The organism is Sorangium sp. So ce1153, assembly GCF_051521595.1.
GTDB lineage: Bacteria > Myxococcota_A > Polyangia > Polyangiales > Polyangiaceae > Sorangium.
The window spans coordinates 14,743,799-14,764,464 of the sequence record NZ_CP150361.1 but is presented as its reverse complement, the minus strand read 5'-3'; the positions used below and the strand labels follow the sequence as shown (position 1 = coordinate 14,764,464).

The window sequence follows — 20,666 nt, the reverse complement described above, 5'->3', positions numbered from 1 at the left end:
CCCGACAGAGGACTCCGCATGCAGCTCCGCGCCGAAGAGATCTCTCAGATCATCAAGAAGCAAATCCAGAACATCGACAAGGCCGCTCAGGTCACCGAGACGGGCACCGTGCTCACGGTGGGCGACGGCATCGCCCGCGTCCACGGCCTGAGCCGTGCCATGGCCGGCGAGCTCGTCGAGTTCACCGGCTCCGAGGGGGGGAGCCTGATGGGGCTCGTGCTGAACCTCGAGCAGGACAACGTCGGCGCCGCCATCTTCGGCGATACGAGCGTCATCAAGGAGGGCGACGCCGTCAAGCGGACCGGGCGCATCATGGAGGTGCCCGTCGGCGAGGCGACCCTCGGGCGCGTCGTCAACGCGCTCGGCATGCCGATCGACGGCAAGGGGCCCATCGACGCGAAGGAGCGCCGCCGCGTCGAGGTCAAGGCGCCCGGCATCATCCAGCGCCAGCCGGTCACCGAGCCGATGCAGACCGGCATCAAGGCGATCGACGCGATGATCCCGGTCGGCCGCGGCCAGCGCGAGCTCATCATCGGCGACCGCCAGGTGGGCAAGACCGCCGTCGCCGTCGACGCGATCATCAACCAGAAGGGCAAGGGCGTCATCTGCGTCTACGTCGCGATCGGCCAGAAGCTGTCGACGGTGCGGCAGGTCGTCGACCGGCTCGATGCGCACGGCGCCCTGGAGTACACGATCATCGTCGCCGCGACGGCGAGCGAGACCGCGCCGCTCCAGTTCATCGCGCCGTACACCGGCGTGACCATCGGCGAGTACTTCCGCGACAGCGGCCGCCACGCGCTGTGCATCTACGACGACCTGTCGAAGCAGGCGGTCGCGTACCGCCAGCTCTCGCTCCTGCTCCGCCGCCCGCCGGGCCGCGAGGCGTACCCGGGCGACGTCTTCTACCTCCACTCGCGGCTCCTCGAGCGCGCGGCGAAGATGGCCGACATCTTCTACGTCGTGCCGAAGGGGACGAAGATCGAGGGCGGCGACGCGGCGTACCGCGGCGTCGACGGCAAGGCGCACGTCGGGGCGCACGGCATGCACTCCGCGAAGGACTCGCTCTGGAAGACGGTCGACCCGGCCCTCTTCGAGAAGCTCGAGCAGGCGCGCAAGGAAGAGAAGAAGGACGAGATCAAGAAGCTCGAGCAGCAGCTCTCGGACAAGGGGAAGGCGAGCGACTACGAGATCGTCCGCGACCCGAAGTCGGGCGGCTCGCTCACGGCGCTGCCGGTCATCGAGACGCAGGCCGGCGACGTGTCGGCGTACATCCCGACGAACGTCATCAGCATCACGGACGGGCAGATCTTCCTCGAAGCGGACCTCTTCTACTCCGGCGTCCGCCCGGCCATCAACGTCGGCATCTCGGTCAGCCGCGTCGGCGGCAACGCGCAGATCAAGGCGATGAAGTCGATCTCCGGGACGCTGCGCCTCGACCTCGCGCAGTACCGCGCGATGGCGGCGTTCTCCCAGTTCGCCTCGGACCTCGACGCGAAGACGCGCGCTCAGCTCGAGCGCGGCGCGCGCCTCACCGAGATCCTGAAGCAGGGCCAGTACGTGCCGCTGGCCGTCGAGAAGCAGATCCTCATCATCTACGCCGGCACGCAGGGCCTGCTCGACAGCCTGCCGGTGAGCTCGCTCGCGCGCTTCGAGGACGAGCTCTACAAGTTCATCGAGAGCAAGCACGCCCAGATCTTCGCGGACATCCGGGAGAAGAAGGTCCTCGACGACGACCTCAAGTCCCGCATGACGAAGGCGATCGACGCGTTCAAGAAGCGGTTCGTGGTGGACGCGAGCGGCGCCTCGAACGCCAGCGCCGCGGCGGCCGACGAGGCCGCGGACGACGCGGGCGACGAGGAGGAGGCGGCGCCGGCCCCCAAGGCGAAGTCGAAGAACGGCAAGAGCGCCTCGAAGGCAAAGGAAAAGTAGGCAGCCGTGCCCAGCCTCAAGTCCATTCGCAAGCGGATCTCGAGCGTCAAGTCGACGCAGAAGATCACCCGCGCCATGAAGATGGTCGCGGGCGCCAAGCTCAACAAGGCGCAGCAGCGCATCACCGAGCTCCGGCCCTACGCCGTCAAGGTGCAGGAGGTGCTCTGGGAGATCACGCGCGACGCTGTCGCGGCGCCCTCGGCGGAAGCGCCCGCGGCGGAAGCGCCCGCGGCGGAGGAAAACGGGGCAGAGGGCTATGCGGCCGCGCTCACCGGCGGCGAGAGGCCGGCGCACCCGCTGCTCGTGACCCGCCCGGAGCGGCGCGTGCTGCTCCTGGTGCTCACGAGCGACCGCGGGCTCTGCGGCGCGTTCAACACGAACATCAACAAGCGCGCCGAGCGCGAGTGGAAGAGCCGGACCGAGGCCGGTCAGGAGGTCCAGATCGCGGTCATCGGCCGCAAGGGCCGCGACTACCTCAACCGCCGCAACGCGCCCATCCTCGAGTACCTGCCCGGGGTCTGGGACAAGCTCAGCCTGGAGACGGCGCAGGCGGTCGGCGCGAAGATCCTCGCCCCGTTCAACAAGAACGAGGTCGACGCGATCTACATCGTCTACAACGAGTTCAAGAGCGCGATCACGCAGACCGTCGTCGTCGAGCGGCTCCTGCCCGCCGGCGCTCCGCCGCAGGCCCAGGGAGACGAGGGCGACCGCGTCTCGCAATCCGGACGGGCGGCGGAGTTCGTGTACGAGCCCGACCGGGGCGCGCTCCTGGAGCGGCTCGTCCCGATGTACGTGGACATCTCGATGCTGCGCGCCCTCTACGAGTCGATGGCGAGCGAGCTCGGCGCCAAGCTCACGGCGATGGACGCCGCGAACAAGAACGCCAAGGAGATGATCGACTCGCTGACGCTCGAGTACAACAAGGCGCGGCAGGCGGCGATCACCAAGGAGCTCATGGAGATCATCGGCGGCAGCGAGGCGCTCAAGGAGTAGCGCGGCGCGTCAGCCGCCCTGTCTCCTCGCCCTGATCCCGCCTCGCGCCGGCTGTCCGCGGCGAGAGGCTCGCGCCACGGGGCTCCCGCCCCGCTCCCTTCACCCCAGCGCCCGCTCCTCGGCTGCCAGCGCTGGTCGCGCCTCACGCGGCCAGCACTGGCGGAGCCGGCCGGGCGACCCCATGGTCCCGTTCCCGTGCTCCAGCCCATCAACGCCGACCATCCGGAACCACGCAAGATCGCGCGAGCCGTCGACCTCCTCGAGAAGGGCGAGGTCATCGGGTACCCGACCGATACCGTCTACGGGCTCGGGTGCGACCTGATGAACAAGCAGGCGATCGAGCGCCTCTACCAGATCAAGGGGATGCGCCAGAACAAGAACCTGGCGTTCATCTGCCCGGACCTGAGCGACATCGCGCGCTACGCGATCGTCGAGAACCAGGCGTACCGCCTCCTCAAGCGGTTCCTGCCAGGGCCGTACACGTTCATCCTCCCGGCCACGCGCGAGGTGCCGAAGTACGTGCACCTCAAGCAGAAGACGGTCGGCATCCGCGTGCCGAACCATCCGGTCGCGATCGCGCTGGTGCGCGCGCTCGGGCGGCCGCTCATCAGCACGACCGCGGCGCCCCCGGGCGACGATCCGATCATCGACCCCGGCGAGATCGACGACAGGTTCCCCGGGCTCGCGCTCGTCCTCGACGCGGGGACCGGCGGGGCCGTGCCGACGACCGTGATCGACCTCAGCCAGGGCGACGTGCAGGTCGTCCGCGAGGGCGCGGGGCCGATCGACGATCTCGTCTGAGACGCCCGCGCGCGCCGCGCCGGCCCCCTCAGATCAGCGCGCCGGTCAGCGCTGGAAACGCCGGAACTCAGCAGCTCACTCGTCGTCGCGCGCGTCGGCGTCGGCCGCGCGCCCCGGAACCTCCATCGCGCTGTACGCGACCCCCTCGCGGTCGAGCCGATCGCGGGCCGTGGCGAACGCGAGCTGGCTACGGTCGCCGCCCACGAAGCGGCGGCCGAGCCGCGCCGCCGCCACGAGCGTGGTGCCGCTGCCGCACATGAGGTCCGCGACGGTCGCGCCAGGCGCGGACGAGGCGCGGACGATGCGCTCGAGCAGCCGCTCCGGCTTCTGCGTCGGGTAGCCGGTGCCCTCGCGGCGAAGCGGGGTGTTGGCGACCATCCCGGGGATGTCGGTCCACACGCTCCCGAGCCGGCGCCCCTCGTCGGCGTAGTAGCGGTACGCCTTGCCGCCGAGGACCCGCTCCCGGTAGAGGCGGCCGTCCTCGTCGCGGTGCTTGAAGTGCATCGCCAGGCTCGTCTCGGCGTAGGGCTCGCGGAGCGCCGGGTCCGAGGCGTTGTAGACGACCCGGCCGCGCTCGCTCGCCGCGCGCGCGTAGAGGAGGATCGTCTGGTGCGTGACCGAGAAGCCGCGCGCGCCGCGGCCGCCGTTGCCGGGCGCCCAGATGATCTCGCCGAGGAAGGCGCCGCGGCCGAAGAGGCGATCGCACGCGACCTTCGCGTCGTGGACCGCGCGGTGGTCGAGGTGCAGGTAGAGCGTCGCGCCCTCGGCCATGCGATCGCGGACGGCCGCGAGGCGCGGCGCGAGCATGGCGACGAGCGCGTCGGCGCTCGCGCGATCGTCGTACGCGTCGGGCCCGCTCTCGGGCCGGCGCCGGCCGCGCGCCTGGCCGCGCGCCGACCGCGCGGTCATCGTGGTCCCGACGCCGAAGGGCGGGTCGAGGTAGACGAGATCGAACCGCACCTCGGCGGGGAGCGCGGCGCAGACGTCGGCCGCGTCGCCCAGCGCGACGAGGTGGCTCACAGCGCGCCGTCGGGCGCGACCGCGCGCGGGCCCGCCGCGGCGCCGCCGGTCAGGAGGTCGTCGAGGAGCGCGGCGGCGAGGTCGCTGTCCGCCGGCGCGATGAGCTGCGGGACCGCAGGGAGCCACGGCCAGTACGGGCCGCCGCCGAGGCAGCCGGAGAGGAACTCGTCCGGCGTGCACGCGACGCGGAGGTGCAGGTGGTCGGCGTGCGCCGTGCTGTCGCCCGGCTGGAGCAGCACGCTCTCGGCATACCAGATGAGCTCCGGATCCTCGCCGAGCGCGCGGGCGTACTCGATCACGAGCGCCTCGAGCCATCGAGCGAAGAAGAGCCACTGGACGTGCGCGTCGGGCGAGCGGACGAGGGACCTCACGAGCAGCCACGTGCGCTCGACGTCGAGGCGGACGTACTCCGGCGCGCCGGGGAGCGACGCGCGATCCGCGTCGCCGCCGTCGCTGACCCGCGCGAGCCCGTCCGGCCCGAAGTCGATGAAGCCGGGCGAGCGCACCGGGCGGCCGTCCGGGGTCAGCGCGTAGAGCAGGAGGTCGGCGTCACGCCCGGTGCGGTGGGACCGGTGCCCGCGCGTCGCGCCGCCGAAGCGCGCGGAGAGATCGCCGATGAAGAGCGGCTCGCCGCCCGGCCGCGCCCGCGCGACCTCGGCGGCGGCGCGCTGGACGGCCGCGACGAGCCCCGCGGTGCCCCAGCGGATGCCGTTGCTGCGGAGCAGCCGGTAGCCCTCGCCCTGCCTCGGCAGCTCGACGGCGTCGGTGATCACGCCGTGGTGCGGGACGCCGATCGAGCCGCGGAGCGCGGGGGCGAGCGGCGTGGGAGAAGAGCCGACGCACGCCGCGCAGCACAGCGCGACGAGCCCCAGCAGGAACGTGGTGAAGAGAGTACGGCTCGGCATGACGGAGGTCGGGCGCGGCGTCGGCCGCCCGCCGCGCCGGCCCGCTGGATGCCCGCGGCGACGGCCCCGGCGTCGCTCCTGCCGCGGATAACCCCGCCGGCGCCGGAGGGAAAGTTCTCGTGTCGCGGCCGAGCCCGCCGCGCGCTGGAGCGCGGCCCGCCGGTGGCGACCGCGGTGGCCGGCGGTGACCGCGGCGGTGGACGAGGCCGTACCCGCGCGCGCCGGCGCCAACCCCTGCCCTCACGGCGCGATCAGCGCTAACACGCTGCGCCCATGGAGCCCAACCACCGCGCCCCCCAGGGGAACCCGAGCGCGGATCGACGCCCGCCCACCGAGGATCGACGCCCGCCGACGGCGGATCGACGCCCGCCCACCGAGGACGAGCCCGAGGGCGTCGCCTGGAAGGGGGCCCTCGCCGTCGCGCTCGTCGTGGGGGGCCTCGTCGTGTGGCGCGCCTGCTCCACGCCGGAGGGCGCCGCGGGCAGCGCCGCCGCGCCGTCCAGCGCCACGCCGGCGGCGGGCGACCCGAACGATCCCGCGGCGACGGCGGGCCCCGACGCGGCGGCGCCGCCTGCGCCTCCGCGCTGCGCGGCCGCGGGCGCGGCGCCGTTCGTCATCGGCGATGCGCCGCCGGCGCCGAAGGCCGCCGAGCCCGAGCAAGGCACGGGGGGCGGCGCGGCGGACAGCGCCGAGGATCTCGCGCCGTTCGCGGTCGAGGTCGGCCGCGGGACGACGTTCGCGGGCGGGTTCGCCGTGGGCGCCCAGCGGGAAGCGGAGGGCGGGACCGTCGCGATGGTGGCGACGCTCTCGGCCGACGGCGCCCAGGGGAAGCTCGTCCGGCTCGCACGATCGCGGGGCGACATGGATCCGCCGATCGTCGCGGGCGCGGGCGGCGCGGTCCTCGCCGCGATGCTCGAGCCGAACGCCGGCGGGCGCGCCATCAAGATCGCCCGGATCGAGGGGGAGCACGTCACGTGGGGGGCCGAGCTCGCCGAGGGGCGCGACGAGTCGCTCGCGCTCGACGTCGCCGCGTCGGGCGAGCGCGCGGTGATCGTCTGGGACGACGTGACCCGCGACGGGAAGCGATCGCGGATCATGCTGGCGTCCGCCGACGTGGGCTCGCTGCGCTCGGTGACCTCGCCGCGCCCCGTCTCCCAGCCGAGCACCGACGCCGAGGTGCCGCGCTTGATCGCCCGGCCGGGCGGCTACTGGCTCGCGTACATCGCGCGCGCCGAGGAGCCGGCGGGGCGCGCCGCGGCGAAGGAGGGCGACGACGCCAACGAGGACACCGCGGCGGCAGGCGAGACGATCGCGCACCAGTGGCTCGAGGTGGTCCCGCTCGACGAGACGGGCGCGCTCACCGCGACGCCCCGCGCCGTCACGCCGAAGGACGGGCACGTGCTCGCGTACGATCTGGCGCTCGGCCAGGACGACAGCCTCATCCTGGCCTTCCGCGACGACGATACGCCGAGCGGCTCGATCGGAGGGCGCATCAGCGCCGTGCTGGTGCGGCTCGGCGGCGCCGCGGAGCCGCGCGTGCTCGTGGGCGGCGACCGGGAGCAGGACGCCCCGCCCGAGGCCGCCCTCGGCCTCGGCGCCGGGGTGCCAGCGCTCCTCCGGGGCGCCGCGGGGCAAGGCGCGTCGAGCGCCGGCGGCCGCGAGGGCGCCGCGGTGTGGCTCGCGATCGCGAACGCCTCCGGCCCGACGCAGCTCGCGGCGCTCACCGCGAAGGGCGAGATCGAGGGCGGGCTGCGCCCGGAGCCGGCGCTCGGGCGCGGCGAGCCCATCGCGGCCTCCGCGGAGGCGCTGCTCGTTGCGCACCCGGCCGGCAAGGCGATGAAGCTCGAGCTGCTGCGCTGCGCGCCGTCGGCGCCGGCCAGGTAGACCGATCTGCGGGCCGCGCGCCGTGCTCCGGGGAGACGCGCGGCGCGCGCAACGAGCGCGACGCGGCACGTGGCGCGAAAAATACATGAGGCCTGCTCGGGCGCGGCTCGCGGGTGAGCGCGACGTCAACCGAGCAGGCACATGGACGTGGATTGAAGGCGCGCTGGTGTGTAGCATCCGCGCCGGTGGCTCAAGGGGACGATCCGCAAGAAGGAGCGTCGCGCCGGCCTGGTTTGCCGAGCTTGTCCGGATCGCCGGACGAAGCTGGCTGGGAAGCCAACGCCGACAACGCTCAAATCGCGCGCGCGAGCGCGCAACCTCAGCCCGGCGCGAAGACGCTGCTCGTCGGCAGCGCAGGCACGCCGAAGCTCGGCGCGCCGCCGAGCGCGAACGCGCCGCCTGGCGTGAGCGCGCCGCCGGGCGGCGAGCCGCCGGTGGCGGCGAGCCCGCCGGCGACCGCGACCCCGCTGCCATCGCCGAGCGCGACAGCGACCGCGACCCCGCTGCCATCGCCGAGCGCGACAGCGACCTCGACCCCGCTGCCGTCGCCGAGCGCGCCGGCGGCCGCGGGTCCGCTGCCGCCGCCAACCCCGCTGCCGCCGCCGAACGTGCCGCTGGCCGCGAGCCCGCTGCCGCCGCCGAGCGTGCCGCCTCCGGGACCGAACAGGACGGCGACGACGAGCGTGCCGCCGCCGGGACCGAACCGGCCGCCGCCGCTGATCCGCCGCAAGGACGGCAGCGTCGCCAGCGGGTCGCTGCCGCCGCCCATGGGACCGCCGCCGGTGATGGGGCCGCCGTCACGGCCGCCGCCGCCGCTGCCGCCGGGCGCCAAGGCGCCCGCGTCGACGCCCGCCCAGGCCAGCGCGCCGGCTCCCGGCGCCGCCCACGCCAGCACGCCGGCGCCCGGCGCCGTGCAGGCTGGCGCGCCGGCGCCCGCGCCGCACGAAGCTCTGCCCCCGCCGCCGGCCCGCACGCCGCGGCCCCTGCCCCAGCGCCCGAACCGCACCGGCGCGCCGCCTGCTCCGGGCTCCGGCGCAGGCAGACCCGCGCCGAGCTCCCAGCGGAGCGTGCCCACCCAGGCATCGCCGGCCGTCGTCGCCTTCGACGCAGGCTCGACGCCGATGCCCATCTCGGTCGACCCGACGGCGACGCCGATGCCCATCTCGGCCGAGCCGATCTCGTCGCCCACGCCCATCTCGGTCGAGACGATCGAGCCGGCGGCGACGCCCGCGCCGCTCTCGCCCGTGCAGCCGTCGCCGGCGCCCGCGCCCGCCCAGGCGTCGCCGGCGCCCTCGCTCGCCCAGGCATCGCCGGCGCCCTCGCCCGTGCAGCCGTCACCGGCGCCCGCGCCCGCCCAGGCGTCGCCGGCGCCCTCGCTCGCCCAGGCATCGCCAGCGCTCTCGCCCGCCCAGGCGTCGCCGACGCCCTTGCCTGTGCAGCCGTCGCCGCCGCTCGCGCCCGTCCACGCGTCCCCGCCGACGCCGCGCTCGCAGGTGCGCGAGGCCGAGGCGCCCGCCGCAAGCCCGCAGATCGCGGCGCCCGACCTCGCCACGGAGCTCCAGCAGCGCGCCGAGCGGCTCAAGGGCCGCGATCCGGTCGGCGCGGCGCGCACGCTCGTCGAGCTCGGCATCCACGAGGAGCGGACGCTCAGGGACCCCGCCGCCGCGCGCCGCTCGTACGAGCGCGCGCGGCAGCTGTCCCGCTCGCTCGAGCCGGCGCTCTCGCGCGTCCATCGCCTGATCGACGCGCGCACCGAGCTCGCCCTCGCGCTCGAGGTCGTCGAGGACAAGCTCCGCGTCGCCGACACCGACGCCGCCCGGGCCGATCTGCTCGCCGAGCGGGCGCGCCTGCTGCAGGCGCTCGGGCGCACGCCGGAGAGCTGCGACGCCTTCACCGAGGCGCTGCGGCTCGTCCCGCTGCACGCCGCGTCGCTGCGCGGGCTGGAGATCGCCCTGCGCCGCGAGAGCGCGCGCGGCACCGAGCAGGCCGGGAGGGACCTCGCGGCGCACCTCGATCGGCTCGCCGACGCCTACGCCCCCGGGCGCGGGCAGCCGGACGGCGACGGCCAGCTCACCGCCTGGATCCACGTCGAGCGCGCCGCCGTGCTCGATCGGAAGCTCCACAGGCCGGAGCTCGCCCTCGCGTCCCTCGAGGGCGCGATCGCCTTCGATCCGGGGCCGGGCCCCGTCCGGGAGGCGCTCCGCCGCCACCTCGTGCACCACGACGGCATCGTCGGCCTCGTCGGCGCGCTCTCGCTCGAGGCCGAGCACGAGCGCGACGACGAGCGCGCGTCGCGGCTGCTCTACACGGCGGCGCGGCTGCTCATCGACAAGATCCGCTCGCCGGCGGACGCCGTGCCCCTCCTGACGCGCGCGTCGGCGCGGGCCCCGGCCGGCTCGCCCACCGCGCGGCGCGTGGTCGGCGAGCTCATCCGCCTGCTGGAGGCGAGCGGCGCCCTCGAGCAGGCCGCCAGCGTGCGCCAGAAGGAGCTCGCGCTCCTCACCGACAACGAGGCGATCGTGCACGAGCACGTCCGCCTCGCGGAGATCCACGACACCCTGGGCAACGCGGAGCAGGCCGCGCTCCACGCGTCGCGCGCGCTGGCCCTCGATCCCGAGGACAGCTCGACGCGGGAGCGGCTCGACCGCGCGCTCCAGCGCCTCGGCCACCACGACGAGCGCGTGGAGGTGTGGACCGCCGTCGCCAACGCGAACCGGCCCACGCAGGTCCGGGTCGCGGCGCTCCTGCGCGCCGCCGACATCTGCGAGCACCAGCTGAAGCGGCGCGACGAGGCGCTCGCCATCCTGCGCGCCGCGTGGGCGATCGAGCCGGGCAACGGCGCCGTCTTCGACGCGCTCTCGGCCCTGCTCGCGCCAGAGCCGCTGTCCGTCGACGAGGAAGATCCGCGCGGCGTGCGGGAGCGGATCGATCTCTACACGCAGGCCGCCAGCGCGACGGACGACCCAACGCGCAAGATCGGGCTGCTCGAGAAGCTCGTCTCCATCTGGGAGGACGAGCTCGCCCAGCCCGCCCGCGCCGTGGAGGAGGTCGAGAAGATCCTCGAGATCGACCCGGAGCGGCGCGCCGCCATCCTCGCGCTGCAGCGCAACGCCGCCCGCGCCGGCGACGCGCAGCGGCTCGCGCGCGCGCTCTGCGCCGAGGCCGAGCTCACGAGCAGCCCGGGCCAGCAGCGCCGGCTCTTCCTGCGCGCCGCCGACATCACCGAGATCAGGCTCGGCGATCGCGACCGGGCCTCGGCGCTCGTCGACCGCGCGCTCGCGATCGACCCGACCGACCCGGACGCGCTGCGCGCGCGCTTCCGCCTCGACGAGCGGTCCGGCCGCTACGAGGAGGCGCGCCGCTCGCTGCTCAAGCTCATCCAGCGCGACCCCGCGGGAGACGCGGCGTTCAGCCTCTGGGTCGAGGTCGCGGCGCTCGACGAGCGGCGCCTCAAGCGGCCGCACAGCGCCGTCGAGTCGTACCGCGAGGCGGCGCGGCGGAGGCCCTCCCACCCGCAGCCGCGGATCGAGATCGCGCGGCTCCTCCGCGAGACGGGCAACTACGAGAAGCTCGTCGAGGTGCTGAGCGCGCTCGCCGACGAGACGCAGCGGCCCGACGACCACGCCCGGCTGCTCTTCCAGGCGGCCGAGGTGCAGGAGCTCGCGCTCGGGCGCGACCAGGACGCGCTCCGCCTCCTCGCCCGCGCCGACGCCGCGCTCGCCTCGAGCCAGCCCGACCCGGCGATCCTCGACGCGATGGAGCGCATCTACGTCCGCGCCGGCGGCGCCGGCTTCGGCGTGGGCATCGGCGCGCCCGCCGCGCAGCGGCCGGCGACCGGCGCGCGCGCCGCGTCCAGCCTGCCGGGGATGTCCCACTCGATGATCGCGAGCGAGCTCGCGGGGCTGTACGCGCGCTGGCTCGAGCGCAAGCCGCCGGCGCTCGTCGATCACGCGCTCCGGATCTCGCTCGCGCTGGTCCTCGCGGAGAACAGCCCGCGCCAGGCCATCGAGATCCTGGAGGGGCTCGTCGCCGTCGTGCCGAACCACGTCCCGGCGCTGCGCATGCTGGAGCAGCTCTACCGGATCCTCGAGGCCCCGACGTCGCTCGCGACGGTCTTGCGCGCCGAGGCCGACGTGTTCACGTCGAGCGTCGCGCGCGGGGGCGCCCTCTGGGAGATCGCGTCCCTCGAGGAGCAGCTCGGGCCGGGCGCCGCGCTCGAGGCGCTCGCGCGCATCGTCAAGGAGGCGCCGCGGGACTCGGCCGCGCACCTCTCGATCCTCCGCATCGCCGGCAGGTCGGGCCCCAATGACCCGGCCGGACAGCGGGTGGAGGTCCTCTTCGCCAGCGCCATCCGCGACAGCCGGGAGCTCTCGTCCGACCCCACCGCGCGCGCCCTCTACTTCATCGAGGAGGCGCTCCTCGCCGAGGCGCAGGCCGACGCGGACCCCGCCGCCGCACGCGCCGCGCTCGCAGGCTTCCGCAGCGCCCTCTCGCTGTGGCCGGAGAGCCTGCTCGCGGCGCGCGGCCTCGACCGGCTCGCGCAGCGCCTCGGCGACAGGGCGAGCGTCATCGCCGCCCAGCTCGCGCTCGCCGACCTCGTCCTCGGGGAGCCGGCGCGCGCGATGCACCTCGTCCGCGCGGCGGAGCTCACCGCCGAGGACGCGTCCCCCGAGGCCGCGGCGCGCGCGCTCGAGCTGTACGAGAGCGCGCTCCGCGCGGATCCGAGCTGCGTCGCCGCGGCGCGCGCGCTCGCCCAGAAGCTCGCGGGCGACCCCCACCGGCTCACCGACCGCCTCGGCGAGGCGCTCGGCCGCGCCACGAACCGCGCGGCGATCACGCTGCTCGGCACGGAGATCGCGCGCTCGGTGCTGCAGCACCAGGGGCGCCCCGGCGCGATCGATCCCGGCGTGGGCATCGCGGCCGTCCGGCGCGTCATCGACGCGACGCCGAGCGAGCCGTCGGCGCTGCTCCTCCTCGCCCGGCTGCTCACCGTGCAGCGCGTCTGGCTGGAGGCGCGCGACGCCCTGAAGCGCGCCGTGGCCGCGGCCACGGACGCCGAGACCAAGATCGCGGCGCAGTTCCTGATCGCCGACCTCTACGAGGGGGCCCTCGCGAACCCGGCGCTCGCGCAGGACGCGCTCCAGGCGATCCTGTCGATCGACGCGCAGAACCGGCCCGCGCTGGAGCGGCTGCACAAGCTCGGCGTCACGCGCGGCGATCACGCGCTCGCGCTGCGCGCCCTCGGGCGCCTCGTCGAGCTGTCGACCGACCCGAGCGCCCGCGTCGAGGCCGGCCTGCGCCTCGCCGACGCCTACCGCGACGCCGGCGACAGCGCGGGCATGGTCCGCACGCTCTGCGACGTCATCGTGAGCGCGCCGAGCAGCGACACGCGCGGCTGGACGGCGCTCGCGCGCCTCTACCGCGTCGAGACGAGCGAGGGCGCGGCGGCCTACGCCAAGGCGCTCGCGCAGCTGCTCGAGGTCGCCGCGGCCCGCCGCGTCCCGCCCGATCCGCGCTGGCTGACCACGCTCGGCCTGCTCGAGTCGACCTTGCTCATCCGGCCCCGCGACGGGCTCGCGCACCTCCAGCAGGCGGTCGCGCTCCCGAACGCCCCGCCGGAGTCGCGCACCGCCCTCGGCCGCGGCCTCGAGGCCGCGGGGCGCAACGCGGAGGCGGTCCAGGTGCTGCGGGAGATCCTCACGGCCGACGCGGAGGTCATCGCGCGGCTGCCGGACCTCGGCCCCGCGCTCGCCGCGCTCGAGGCGGCGCTCGCCAAGGACGGGCGCGCCGAGGAGCGGGTCACCGTCGAGGAGGTCCGCGCCTGCCTCGGCGAGGTGTCGCTCGAGCGCATGGGCCGGCTGAGGAGCCGGCGCGTGCCCTCGGAGGCGCCCTACGTCGGCGCGTTCGCCGGCCCCGAGATCGGCCGGCTGCTCGTCCCCGAGGCCCGGAGCTCGTGGATCGACGTGGCGCTCGCGATCGCGCCGATCGCCGCGAAGGCGATCCGCTTCGAGCTGAGCAACCTCGGCGTCGGCTCGCGCGAGCGGCTCGGCCCGCGCGACAACCACCCGACGCGGCAGCTCGCCGAGCGGGTGGGCCGCGCGCTCGGCATCGAGGCGTTCGAGCTCTACCTCGTCCCCTCGTGGCAGGGCGCCGCGCGCGTCTTCCCGGGCGATCCGCCGGCCATCGTCGCGCCGACCTCGCTCACCGAGCTGCCGGAGCTCGAGCAGACGTTCGCGCTCGCGCGCCTCTTCGCGCGGGTCGCGGTCGGCTTCACCTTCCTCGACGAGATCCCGGCCGAGGCCACCGACGGCCTGCTGATCGCGGCGATCCGCACGCTCGATCCCGGCTTCGGGTCGGGCGCCATCTCGCCCGCGCGCGAGCACGCCGCCCAGCAGATGCTCCCCGGCGTGCAGCGGGCCATCGGGCGCCGGCAGCGCAAGATGCTCGAGGAGATCGCGCCGAGCGTGGCCGTGACGTACGACGCGCGCGCCTTCGTCATCGGCCTGCGCCGGAGCGAGTACCGCGTCGGCTACCTGCTCTGCGGCGACGCGCTCGCCGCGATCGACTACCTCCGCCGGTACGATCGCGACATCGCCCGCTCGACCGAGGAGCCGCGCCTGCTGCTCCAGCACCCGGTGTCGAACGAGCTCCTGCGCTACGCGCTCTCGGCCGAGGCGTTCGCCGAGCGCCGCCGCGCTGGCTCGATCTGGCCAGCGGTGTAGGGGAGTCCCCTCAGCCCCTCTGCGACGACAGCGGCGCACACGCGCCGCTGCGTCGTTCACGTATTTGTATTTGTTCGACCCGAGCGGCGCAGGGGCGTCTCAGGCGCGCGGCGCCGGCCCCGCGGACCGCGCGTGGTATTCTTGGTTTGCTTGACCAACACCCTGGTCCCGGGCGCCCTGGTGGCGAGTCGCTATCGGGTCGATCGCCAGCTGGCCGAGGGCGGCATGGGGGTCATCTGGGCCGCCACCCACCTCTCGAGCGGCGAGCGTGTGGCGTTGAAGATGCTTCGCCCCGGCGCGACGGAGGACGCCTCGATCCGCCGGCGCCTCCTCCGGGAGGCGCGCGCCGCCGCCGCGGTCGATCACCCGAACGTGCCGTGCATCCACGACGTCCTGGAGCTCGACGACGGGACCCCGTTCCTCGTCATGGATCTGCTCGAGGGGGAGTCGCTCCGGGACAAGCTCCTGCGCGAGGCGCGGATCCCCCTCCCGGAGCTGTCGCGCATCCTCTTGCCGGTGATCTCGGCGGTCGGCACCGCGCACGCGCTGGGCATCGTCCACCGCGACCTCAAGCCCGACAACATCTTCCTGCTCACGCCCGAGGCGGCGGCGCGCTCGTCGAGGAGCGCGGCTCGAGGGCCGGACCTGGGCGCCGCGCTCGCCGACGAGCGCGCCGCCGCCGCGCCGGACGCGCCGGACGACGAGGCCTCCCGGGTCCGGGTGCTCGACTTCGGCATCGCGAAGCTCACCGCGAGGCACGGCCAGACCGCGTGGACCTCGGGGCGCACCGGGACCGGCGAGATGCTCGGGACCCCCTACTACATGTCGCCCGAGCAGATCCTCGGCGAGCACGACGTGGATCACCGCGCCGACATCTGGTCGCTCGGCGTCATCCTCTACGAGTGCCTCACCTCGGTCCGGCCCACCGAGGCCGAGAACATGGGCAAGGTGCTGAAGCGCATCCTGACCGGCGCGATCCGGCCGATCGGGGAGATCGCGCCCGCGCTGCCCGCCGGCGTCGCGGCGATGATCGATCGCATGCTCTGTCCGGATCGCGCGCAGCGCCTCGCCGACCTGCAGGAGGTCGGCGCGTTGCTGGGGCCGTACGCGGGCGTGGCGCTCCGCCCGTTCGGCCCCCCCGCCGCGCCGGGCGAGCCGGAGGGCGACGCGCCCGCCGTGGAGGCCCGCACCGGCGACGCGCTCTCGGCGGGCGCCGCCGACCTGGACGGCGAGGCGTCGCTCGCGACGCTGCGCGCGGGCAGCCTCCTGCCGGCGCCCCCGTCGAGCACCCCGCTGCCCCCGCACCTCGCCCGGGCGGCCGCGCTGGAGGCGCTGGCGTCGGCCGCCGACGCGCCGATCTCCGCGCCCCGGCCGGCCGCCGCCGCGCTCGCCGGGGCCGCGGCCGTCGCCCCGGGGGCGCGCCGCGCGAGGAGCTCGGGGATCAAGCTGATCGCCGCCGCGCTGCTCGTCGCGGCCGGAGCAGGCCTGTCGCTCCTGCACTGTTCGACGTCATCGGCGCACGAGGCGCCGCGCATCTTCACCGTGTCGCCGGGCGCCAATGCGCCAGGCGACACCGCCGACACCGGCGCGCCGGGCGCTGACGCTCCGGCGAACAGCGAGGTGAGGAAGTCAACCCAGGGTGAGCCGGAGATGCCTTGAGGGGTATGCCTGAACAGCCCGTGTAGGGTCTCCCTTACTGCTGTCGTGATGCCTTGAGACGGTGTTCGGGAGGAGTCGGATTCCTGTTGCGCCGGGCCTTTGAACAGGGTGACGTTCTCTCACCTTAGGAGAGAGCATGCCTACCGAAGTCATCGTCCGGATCCGTTCCCCTCGCGGGATCGTCGACTTGCCTGGAACGGTGGACGCCGTCGGACCGGCCGCGTCCGCCGCATTCCAAGAGCGCAAGTCCACGCCGGGGATTCGCCTGCTGGCGGTGAATGACAACGACTATGCCATCTCGCTCCAGGCGCCCGTGCCCGCGGCGGACCTCGCGGCGCTGCGCGAGCGCGAGGGCCGGGCGGTGCTCATCGTCTTTCCGGGGCGCACGCCGGTGCGCCGGCGGCTGCAGGCCGTCGCCGTCTCGACCGTGGAGGTCGAGCCGGATCAAGGCGTGGCGTCGCAGGCGGCGCCCCTCGATCTGAACGGCGGACGCGAGGGGGCCGCGCCGCTCTGGCTCTTGCCGGTCGGGGTGTTCAGCGCGAGCCCGACCCTGGCCCCTGAAGGGATCGCGGCCCGCGACGCCCTCGTCACCGCCGCCCGGTGGATCTCCTCGCGGCGGACGAGCACCTTCACGCAGCTGTTTCCGCCGAGCGCCTTCCACCCGGAGGAGCCGCTGCGCAAGGAGCGGCTCTCGGCGGGCCGGGGCATGGCGGTGCTGGAGCAGGCGCGCGCGGCGCTCGCGGCCGCGGCCGTCGGCGGCGACGAGGCGAGGCGCGACCCGACGTCGGCCGCGACCCTCCGCTCCGCGGCGCTGACCATCCTGTCGCACCTCATCGCGACGTCGCTGGACGACCGCAGCTTCGCGCCGGTCGCCGAGCGGGCCGCCGAGGAGATCTTCGCGCTCATCGACAAGGAGGCCGGCGACGAGGCCGCCCGGCCGGCGCTGCGCGCCCACGCGATCCAGCTGCTCCAGCTGCGCGCCCCGGGGCTCACGGCCGACCAGCAGGAGCGCGCGCGGGGGCTCGTCCGCGGGCTGCTCCGCGAGGCGCCGCCGTACGACGAGCTGACGGGCCCGTGGAACTTCGCGGTGTGCAGCGGCTCGGAGTTCCACGAGGGCGAGTGCCGCATCCTCGTGTCGACCCACGGCTTCAAGGAGATCGCGCTCCCGCCGGGCGCGCCGCCGTCGCCGAGCGGCTGGAGCCCCTACCGCGCCTTCGAGGCCCCCTTCAAGACGCCCGCCGGCGAGCCGATCCGCGTCTTTGCCCGCACGGCCACGCCGCGGGACGAGAACCTCGAAATGGGCATGAAGTTCTTCGTCGGGTTGCTCATCAACCGGCACGCCCAGCTCGGCTCCTTCGACCTCCGCGCGGCCGCGGTGAAGGTGAGCCAGGAGGGGTACAAGCTGATGATGAACTCGCAGTGCGCGGGGCTCACTACGCGCTTTGCCATCTCGCAGGTGTTCCCTGACGCGGACATCTACTCTTCCTGGGACTCGACCTATTTCCGGGTCGGTGCGGACGGGATGGTGAGCTCGTCCGAGGGGCTCGATTGCTTCGTCGCCGCGCTGCGCGGAATGAGCGAGCGCGCGCCGCACGCAGCGCTCGACGAGCGTATCCGGAAGGCGCAATGGCACCACCCGCAGGCGCAGGTCCCCGGGTTCTCGCAGTTCGTCGGGCCCTCGCACCCGCTCGTCGTGGCCCGCTATTCCGACGTGAACCGGGACGGGCGCGCGGATTACTACGACGGCTTCCTCGACTTCCAGCTCACGGAGATCGCCGAGGACATGGAGGGCTCGATGACGCCGCGCGACCCGGGGGTGAGCGCGTCGCAGATCAGCGGCGAGGCGGCGGCGGGCCTCAACTGGGCGGCCGGCAGCCTCAATCGGGTCGCGCAGTACTCGGACATCTGGGCCGGGCTCGCGGGCCACAGCGAGCTCTATTACGTCTTCCAGTCAGGCGGCTTCTTCAGCCACCGCGAGCCGCCGCACGACGTGCCGATCGGCGACGCCGTCCGGCAGGATCTCGGGCGGCTCCCGGCCGTCACCCGCTATCAGAAGACCTCCGACGCGCTCGGCGGCCTCTCTGTCGATGTCATGTTCCACAGCCACCTGAGCCACGCGGCCCAGGAGCTGAAGCGCCTGCTCTGCGCCGCCGACGCCATGCGCCGCGCCTTCGATCTCGGCTATCTCACGGGCGGAGAGGCGCTGTCGACACCGAGGGGCCAGCGGTGCGCCATGCTCCTCACGATGGCCGGTCTCCTGGAGTTCCCCGCGGATCAGAACTTCATCGACGGCCTGTGGTCGATGGCGCTCAAGGCGCTGCGGCTGCCGCAGATCTCGCGCACCACCGTGCGCGCGTGCATCACCGAGGAAGACCATGAGATGTCGAACTACTACGGATCGCGGCGCGGGCTGGGCCAGCTCCTGGCGGCGCTCGAGAAGAGCGATCCGGTGACGTTCGAGCAGCTCGGCACGGAGGATCCGCTCGTGGGGAGGCTGGCGGAGATCGAGCTCGGGGCGGGAGAGCGGCCGGTGGGCTGAGCGGGCCAGGCGGCGCCAGGTCTGGAGCCGGAAGGGGCCGCCGTGCGCGCGAGCGCTCTCACCGGGCGGCCCTCGCGTCGCTCGCGCTGGCCGCCCCTTTCTCTGTCCTGATGACGGCCTCGACCACGAAATCCTGCCACATGACGCCGAGATTGACGAGGTTCGGGCCGCTGGACGAAGGCTCATACTGCAGGAAAGGCGTCCTGCAGATGAGGAGTTCGTAGAACGGGAAGCGGTTGTGACAGCCGTCCACGCTCATATGCACTCGCGAGGGTCCACGCCGAGACAGAGTGAGCTTGTAGTCGAAGTCAATGTTTGGCGCGAGTTCGACGAAGGGGTACGCCGCGGCGCACTCGACGTCGATCGTGGACGTGACCGAGTCCACATTCTTGACGACGGGTGATTTGCTCTTGTTCGCCGCGGTCTTGGACTCAACGACCCATGGATTCCATTCTAACGTCACTGCTGCGGCAGGCGGGCCCACGGGCACGCCCACGACGCTCTTGGCGCTGCGCGTCCGCCGGTAGGAGGGGCCGACCCAGGTTTCTATCTTGCAGCCCGGCTGCTCGGAGACGAGCCCGGCCGCGAGATCGACGAGCGACGCGCCGCTCCTGTCCTTGTAGGAGCGCAGCATGCTGCGGGAGGCCTGAACCGGCTGCGGGAGGCTCCCGATCTTGTCGGCCTGGACGGTTACCCGGCTCCAGAGGCGAGAGTTGTACTGCGCGTCGCTGTGCTGACCAAAGCCACGCTCGTCCCCCTTGAACATGAACTCCACGAGCCCGCCCTTGCTCATCCCGGGCTCATAGGCCCAGCCGTCGCTCGCAGCGAGGAGCTTCTTGTGAATGAACGCCGCGAAGAAGATCTCGATGGTTGCGTTCCCGCTCATGGAAGTCTCGTGGTCCTGGGGTGGGTGGGAGCGAGGCGCTCCGCCTATGCTACCATGAAGGAAAGTCTCGACGAGATGCGCGCGGCTCGCGGGCGCATCGGGAGCCAGAGTCCGCCGCGACGCGCGGGAGCGCCCGCGAGGCCCTGGCCTCAGGGCATGCTGGCGATGGCCACGGAGGTGAAGCCCGTGCCGGTGCCGACGGAAGCGGGAGTGCTCCAGGCGCTGCAGGCGCCTGAGGCCATCGCCGTGCAGCGGATGTGCCGGATGGCCCCGGACGTCCCGGTGCCGCCCGTCGTCGCGTCGAGCACGTAGGCGAGCTCCACGGAGGCCGCTCCGACGCCGTGGGTCAGCGCCGGAGAGCCCACGATGCGGCTGCCGCTCACGCGCTCCCCCGGGGTCGACCAGCTCCCCGCACCGCTCGGGTTGAAGAAGCTCGTGAACAGCCGTCCCGCCGTCTCGCCGGAGCTCGATCGGTAGGCGACCACCGCGGAACCCCCGTCGAGGGCGGCAAGCGCAACCTGATCGCTCGTCGTGTCCGTGCCAATCTGGCGCGGCGTGCTCCAGGCAGTCGGTCCCGTACGCCTCGTCCAGAGCATCTGCCCGCTCGCGTTGACGAAGACCACCAGCAGATCGGCCCCACTCCCGCCGCGGAAGGCGACGACCGAGGCCGGCACAGTGGACGAGCCACTCGGGCTGAGCACGGCGTCGTTCACCCAAGGGGAGGGCACCGCTCGCTCCTTGACCTTGACCGACTGCGCAGAATCCTCGGGAACCGCAAAGGCCACCGCCGGATTACCCGTCGGCAGCACCGCGATGCCGGGCGCCAGCGTCGCCGGGACCACGTTCTCCACCAGCTCGCCACGGGTGATCCATGTTCCGCCAGAGAAAGCAGCGTACCGGTACGACTTTGGCGTCGCATCCACCAGGTACGCCGCGCCGATCGACCGCGCCTCGGAGCCGAGCGCAGGCCAAGCCACGGTGTTAACGTCGACGCCTCCGAGGTCCGACAGCGGAGCCCAGGATTCGCTTGTGTAATCCCACCGCGTGTACCGCAGCTTGTTGCTGCTCGGGTCCGAGCTGCCGCGAATCAACCCGATCCCCCCCTCCAGGTTCAGCGCGACCGCCACGCGACTTTCCGTCCTCGTGCCTTCGATCGACATGGCCGTCCAGCCGGCGTCCCCTGGATGATAGTGGCCGCCCAGAACTGCTCTCGCGCTCGCGCCTCCCAGGAGTAGCACGGTTTCTCTCACGCAAACGCCAGGCGTAATACCATCGGTACGCGTGCAGAACGCACCCTCCGCACAGTGCATATCGCTTGTACAATCGGC

General features: G+C 73.9%; 12 protein-coding genes. 7 read left to right on the top strand and 5 right to left on the bottom strand.

Annotation, left to right across the window (positions count from 1 at the left end; genetic code table 11):
* The first annotated feature begins 18 nt into the window (after positions 1–18).
* The 3 genes from atpA to WME85_RS53870 all read left to right on the top strand — a co-directional run bounded on the left by atpA (position 19) and on the right by WME85_RS53870 (position 3,723).
* Positions 19–1,929 carry a F0F1 ATP synthase subunit alpha gene (gene atpA, locus WME85_RS53880; protein ID WP_437833936.1) on the top strand — a complete coding sequence of 637 codons (1,911 nt, stop codon included), beginning with the start codon at positions 19–21 and terminating at the stop codon, positions 1,927–1,929.
* 6 nt (positions 1,930–1,935) lie between these two features.
* On the top strand, positions 1,936–2,922 hold the full coding sequence (gene atpG / locus WME85_RS53875; protein ID WP_437833933.1) for an ATP synthase F1 subunit gamma: 987 nt from the start codon (positions 1,936–1,938) through the stop codon (positions 2,920–2,922).
* A gap of 195 nt (positions 2,923–3,117) precedes the next feature.
* Positions 3,118–3,723 carry an L-threonylcarbamoyladenylate synthase gene (locus WME85_RS53870; protein ID WP_437833930.1) on the top strand — a complete coding sequence of 202 codons (606 nt, stop codon included), beginning with the start codon at positions 3,118–3,120 and terminating at the stop codon, positions 3,721–3,723.
* 75 nt (positions 3,724–3,798) lie between these two features.
* Here the strand turns inward: WME85_RS53870 and WME85_RS53865 are convergent, their stop codons facing one another.
* Together WME85_RS53865 and WME85_RS53860 are read right to left on the bottom strand one after the other, a co-directional pair.
* Complete coding sequence (locus WME85_RS53865; RefSeq protein WP_437833927.1) at positions 3,799–4,743, bottom strand: DNA-methyltransferase; 945 nt, start codon at positions 4,741–4,743, stop codon at positions 3,799–3,801.
* The gene (locus WME85_RS53860; RefSeq protein ID WP_437833924.1) at positions 4,740–5,648 is read right to left on the bottom strand and encodes a penicillin-insensitive murein endopeptidase; all 909 of its coding nucleotides are present in this window, start codon (positions 5,646–5,648) and stop codon (positions 4,740–4,742) included. The genes WME85_RS53865 and WME85_RS53860 overlap by 4 nt, the downstream gene beginning before the upstream one ends.
* Positions 5,649–5,921: 273 nt before the next feature.
* On the opposite strand from WME85_RS53860, the gene WME85_RS53855 reads away from it, so the two are divergent.
* The gene (locus WME85_RS53855) at positions 5,922–7,532 is read left to right on the top strand and encodes a hypothetical protein (RefSeq protein ID WP_437833922.1); all 1,611 of its coding nucleotides are present in this window, start codon (positions 5,922–5,924) and stop codon (positions 7,530–7,532) included.
* 319 nt (positions 7,533–7,851) lie between these two features.
* Here WME85_RS53855 and WME85_RS53850 read toward each other — a convergent pair whose 3' ends face one another.
* Complete coding sequence (locus WME85_RS53850) at positions 7,852–9,084, bottom strand: hypothetical protein (protein ID WP_437833919.1); 1,233 nt, start codon at positions 9,082–9,084, stop codon at positions 7,852–7,854.
* On the opposite strand from WME85_RS53850, the gene WME85_RS53845 reads away from it, so the two are divergent.
* The 3 genes from WME85_RS53845 to WME85_RS53835 all read left to right on the top strand — a co-directional run bounded on the left by WME85_RS53845 (position 9,026) and on the right by WME85_RS53835 (position 18,452).
* Positions 9,026–14,254 carry a cellulose synthase gene (locus tag WME85_RS53845; protein ID WP_437833916.1) on the top strand — a complete coding sequence of 1,743 codons (5,229 nt, stop codon included), beginning with the start codon at positions 9,026–9,028 and terminating at the stop codon, positions 14,252–14,254. The genes WME85_RS53850 and WME85_RS53845 overlap by 59 nt on opposite strands.
* A gap of 150 nt (positions 14,255–14,404) precedes the next feature.
* Positions 14,405–15,913 (top strand): serine/threonine-protein kinase, encoded by a 1,509-nt coding sequence (locus WME85_RS53840; RefSeq protein ID WP_437833913.1) that lies wholly within the window; start codon positions 14,405–14,407, stop codon positions 15,911–15,913.
* A 136-nt stretch (positions 15,914–16,049) separates the two neighbouring features.
* Positions 16,050–18,452: a hypothetical protein gene (locus WME85_RS53835; RefSeq protein WP_437833910.1), complete on the top strand. Its 2,403-nt coding sequence runs from the start codon at positions 16,050–16,052 to the stop codon at positions 18,450–18,452.
* A 58-nt stretch (positions 18,453–18,510) separates the two neighbouring features.
* Here WME85_RS53835 and WME85_RS53830 read toward each other — a convergent pair whose 3' ends face one another.
* Together WME85_RS53830 and WME85_RS53825 are read right to left on the bottom strand one after the other, a co-directional pair.
* Entirely contained in the window at positions 18,511–19,338 is an 828-nt protein-coding gene (locus tag WME85_RS53830; protein WP_437833908.1) for a hypothetical protein, read from the bottom strand.
* Positions 19,339–19,487: 149 nt separating this feature from the next.
* On the bottom strand, positions 19,488–20,498 hold the full coding sequence (locus WME85_RS53825) for a hypothetical protein (RefSeq protein ID WP_437842641.1): 1,011 nt from the start codon (positions 20,496–20,498) through the stop codon (positions 19,488–19,490).
* Positions 20,499–20,666: the final 168 nt, after the last annotated feature.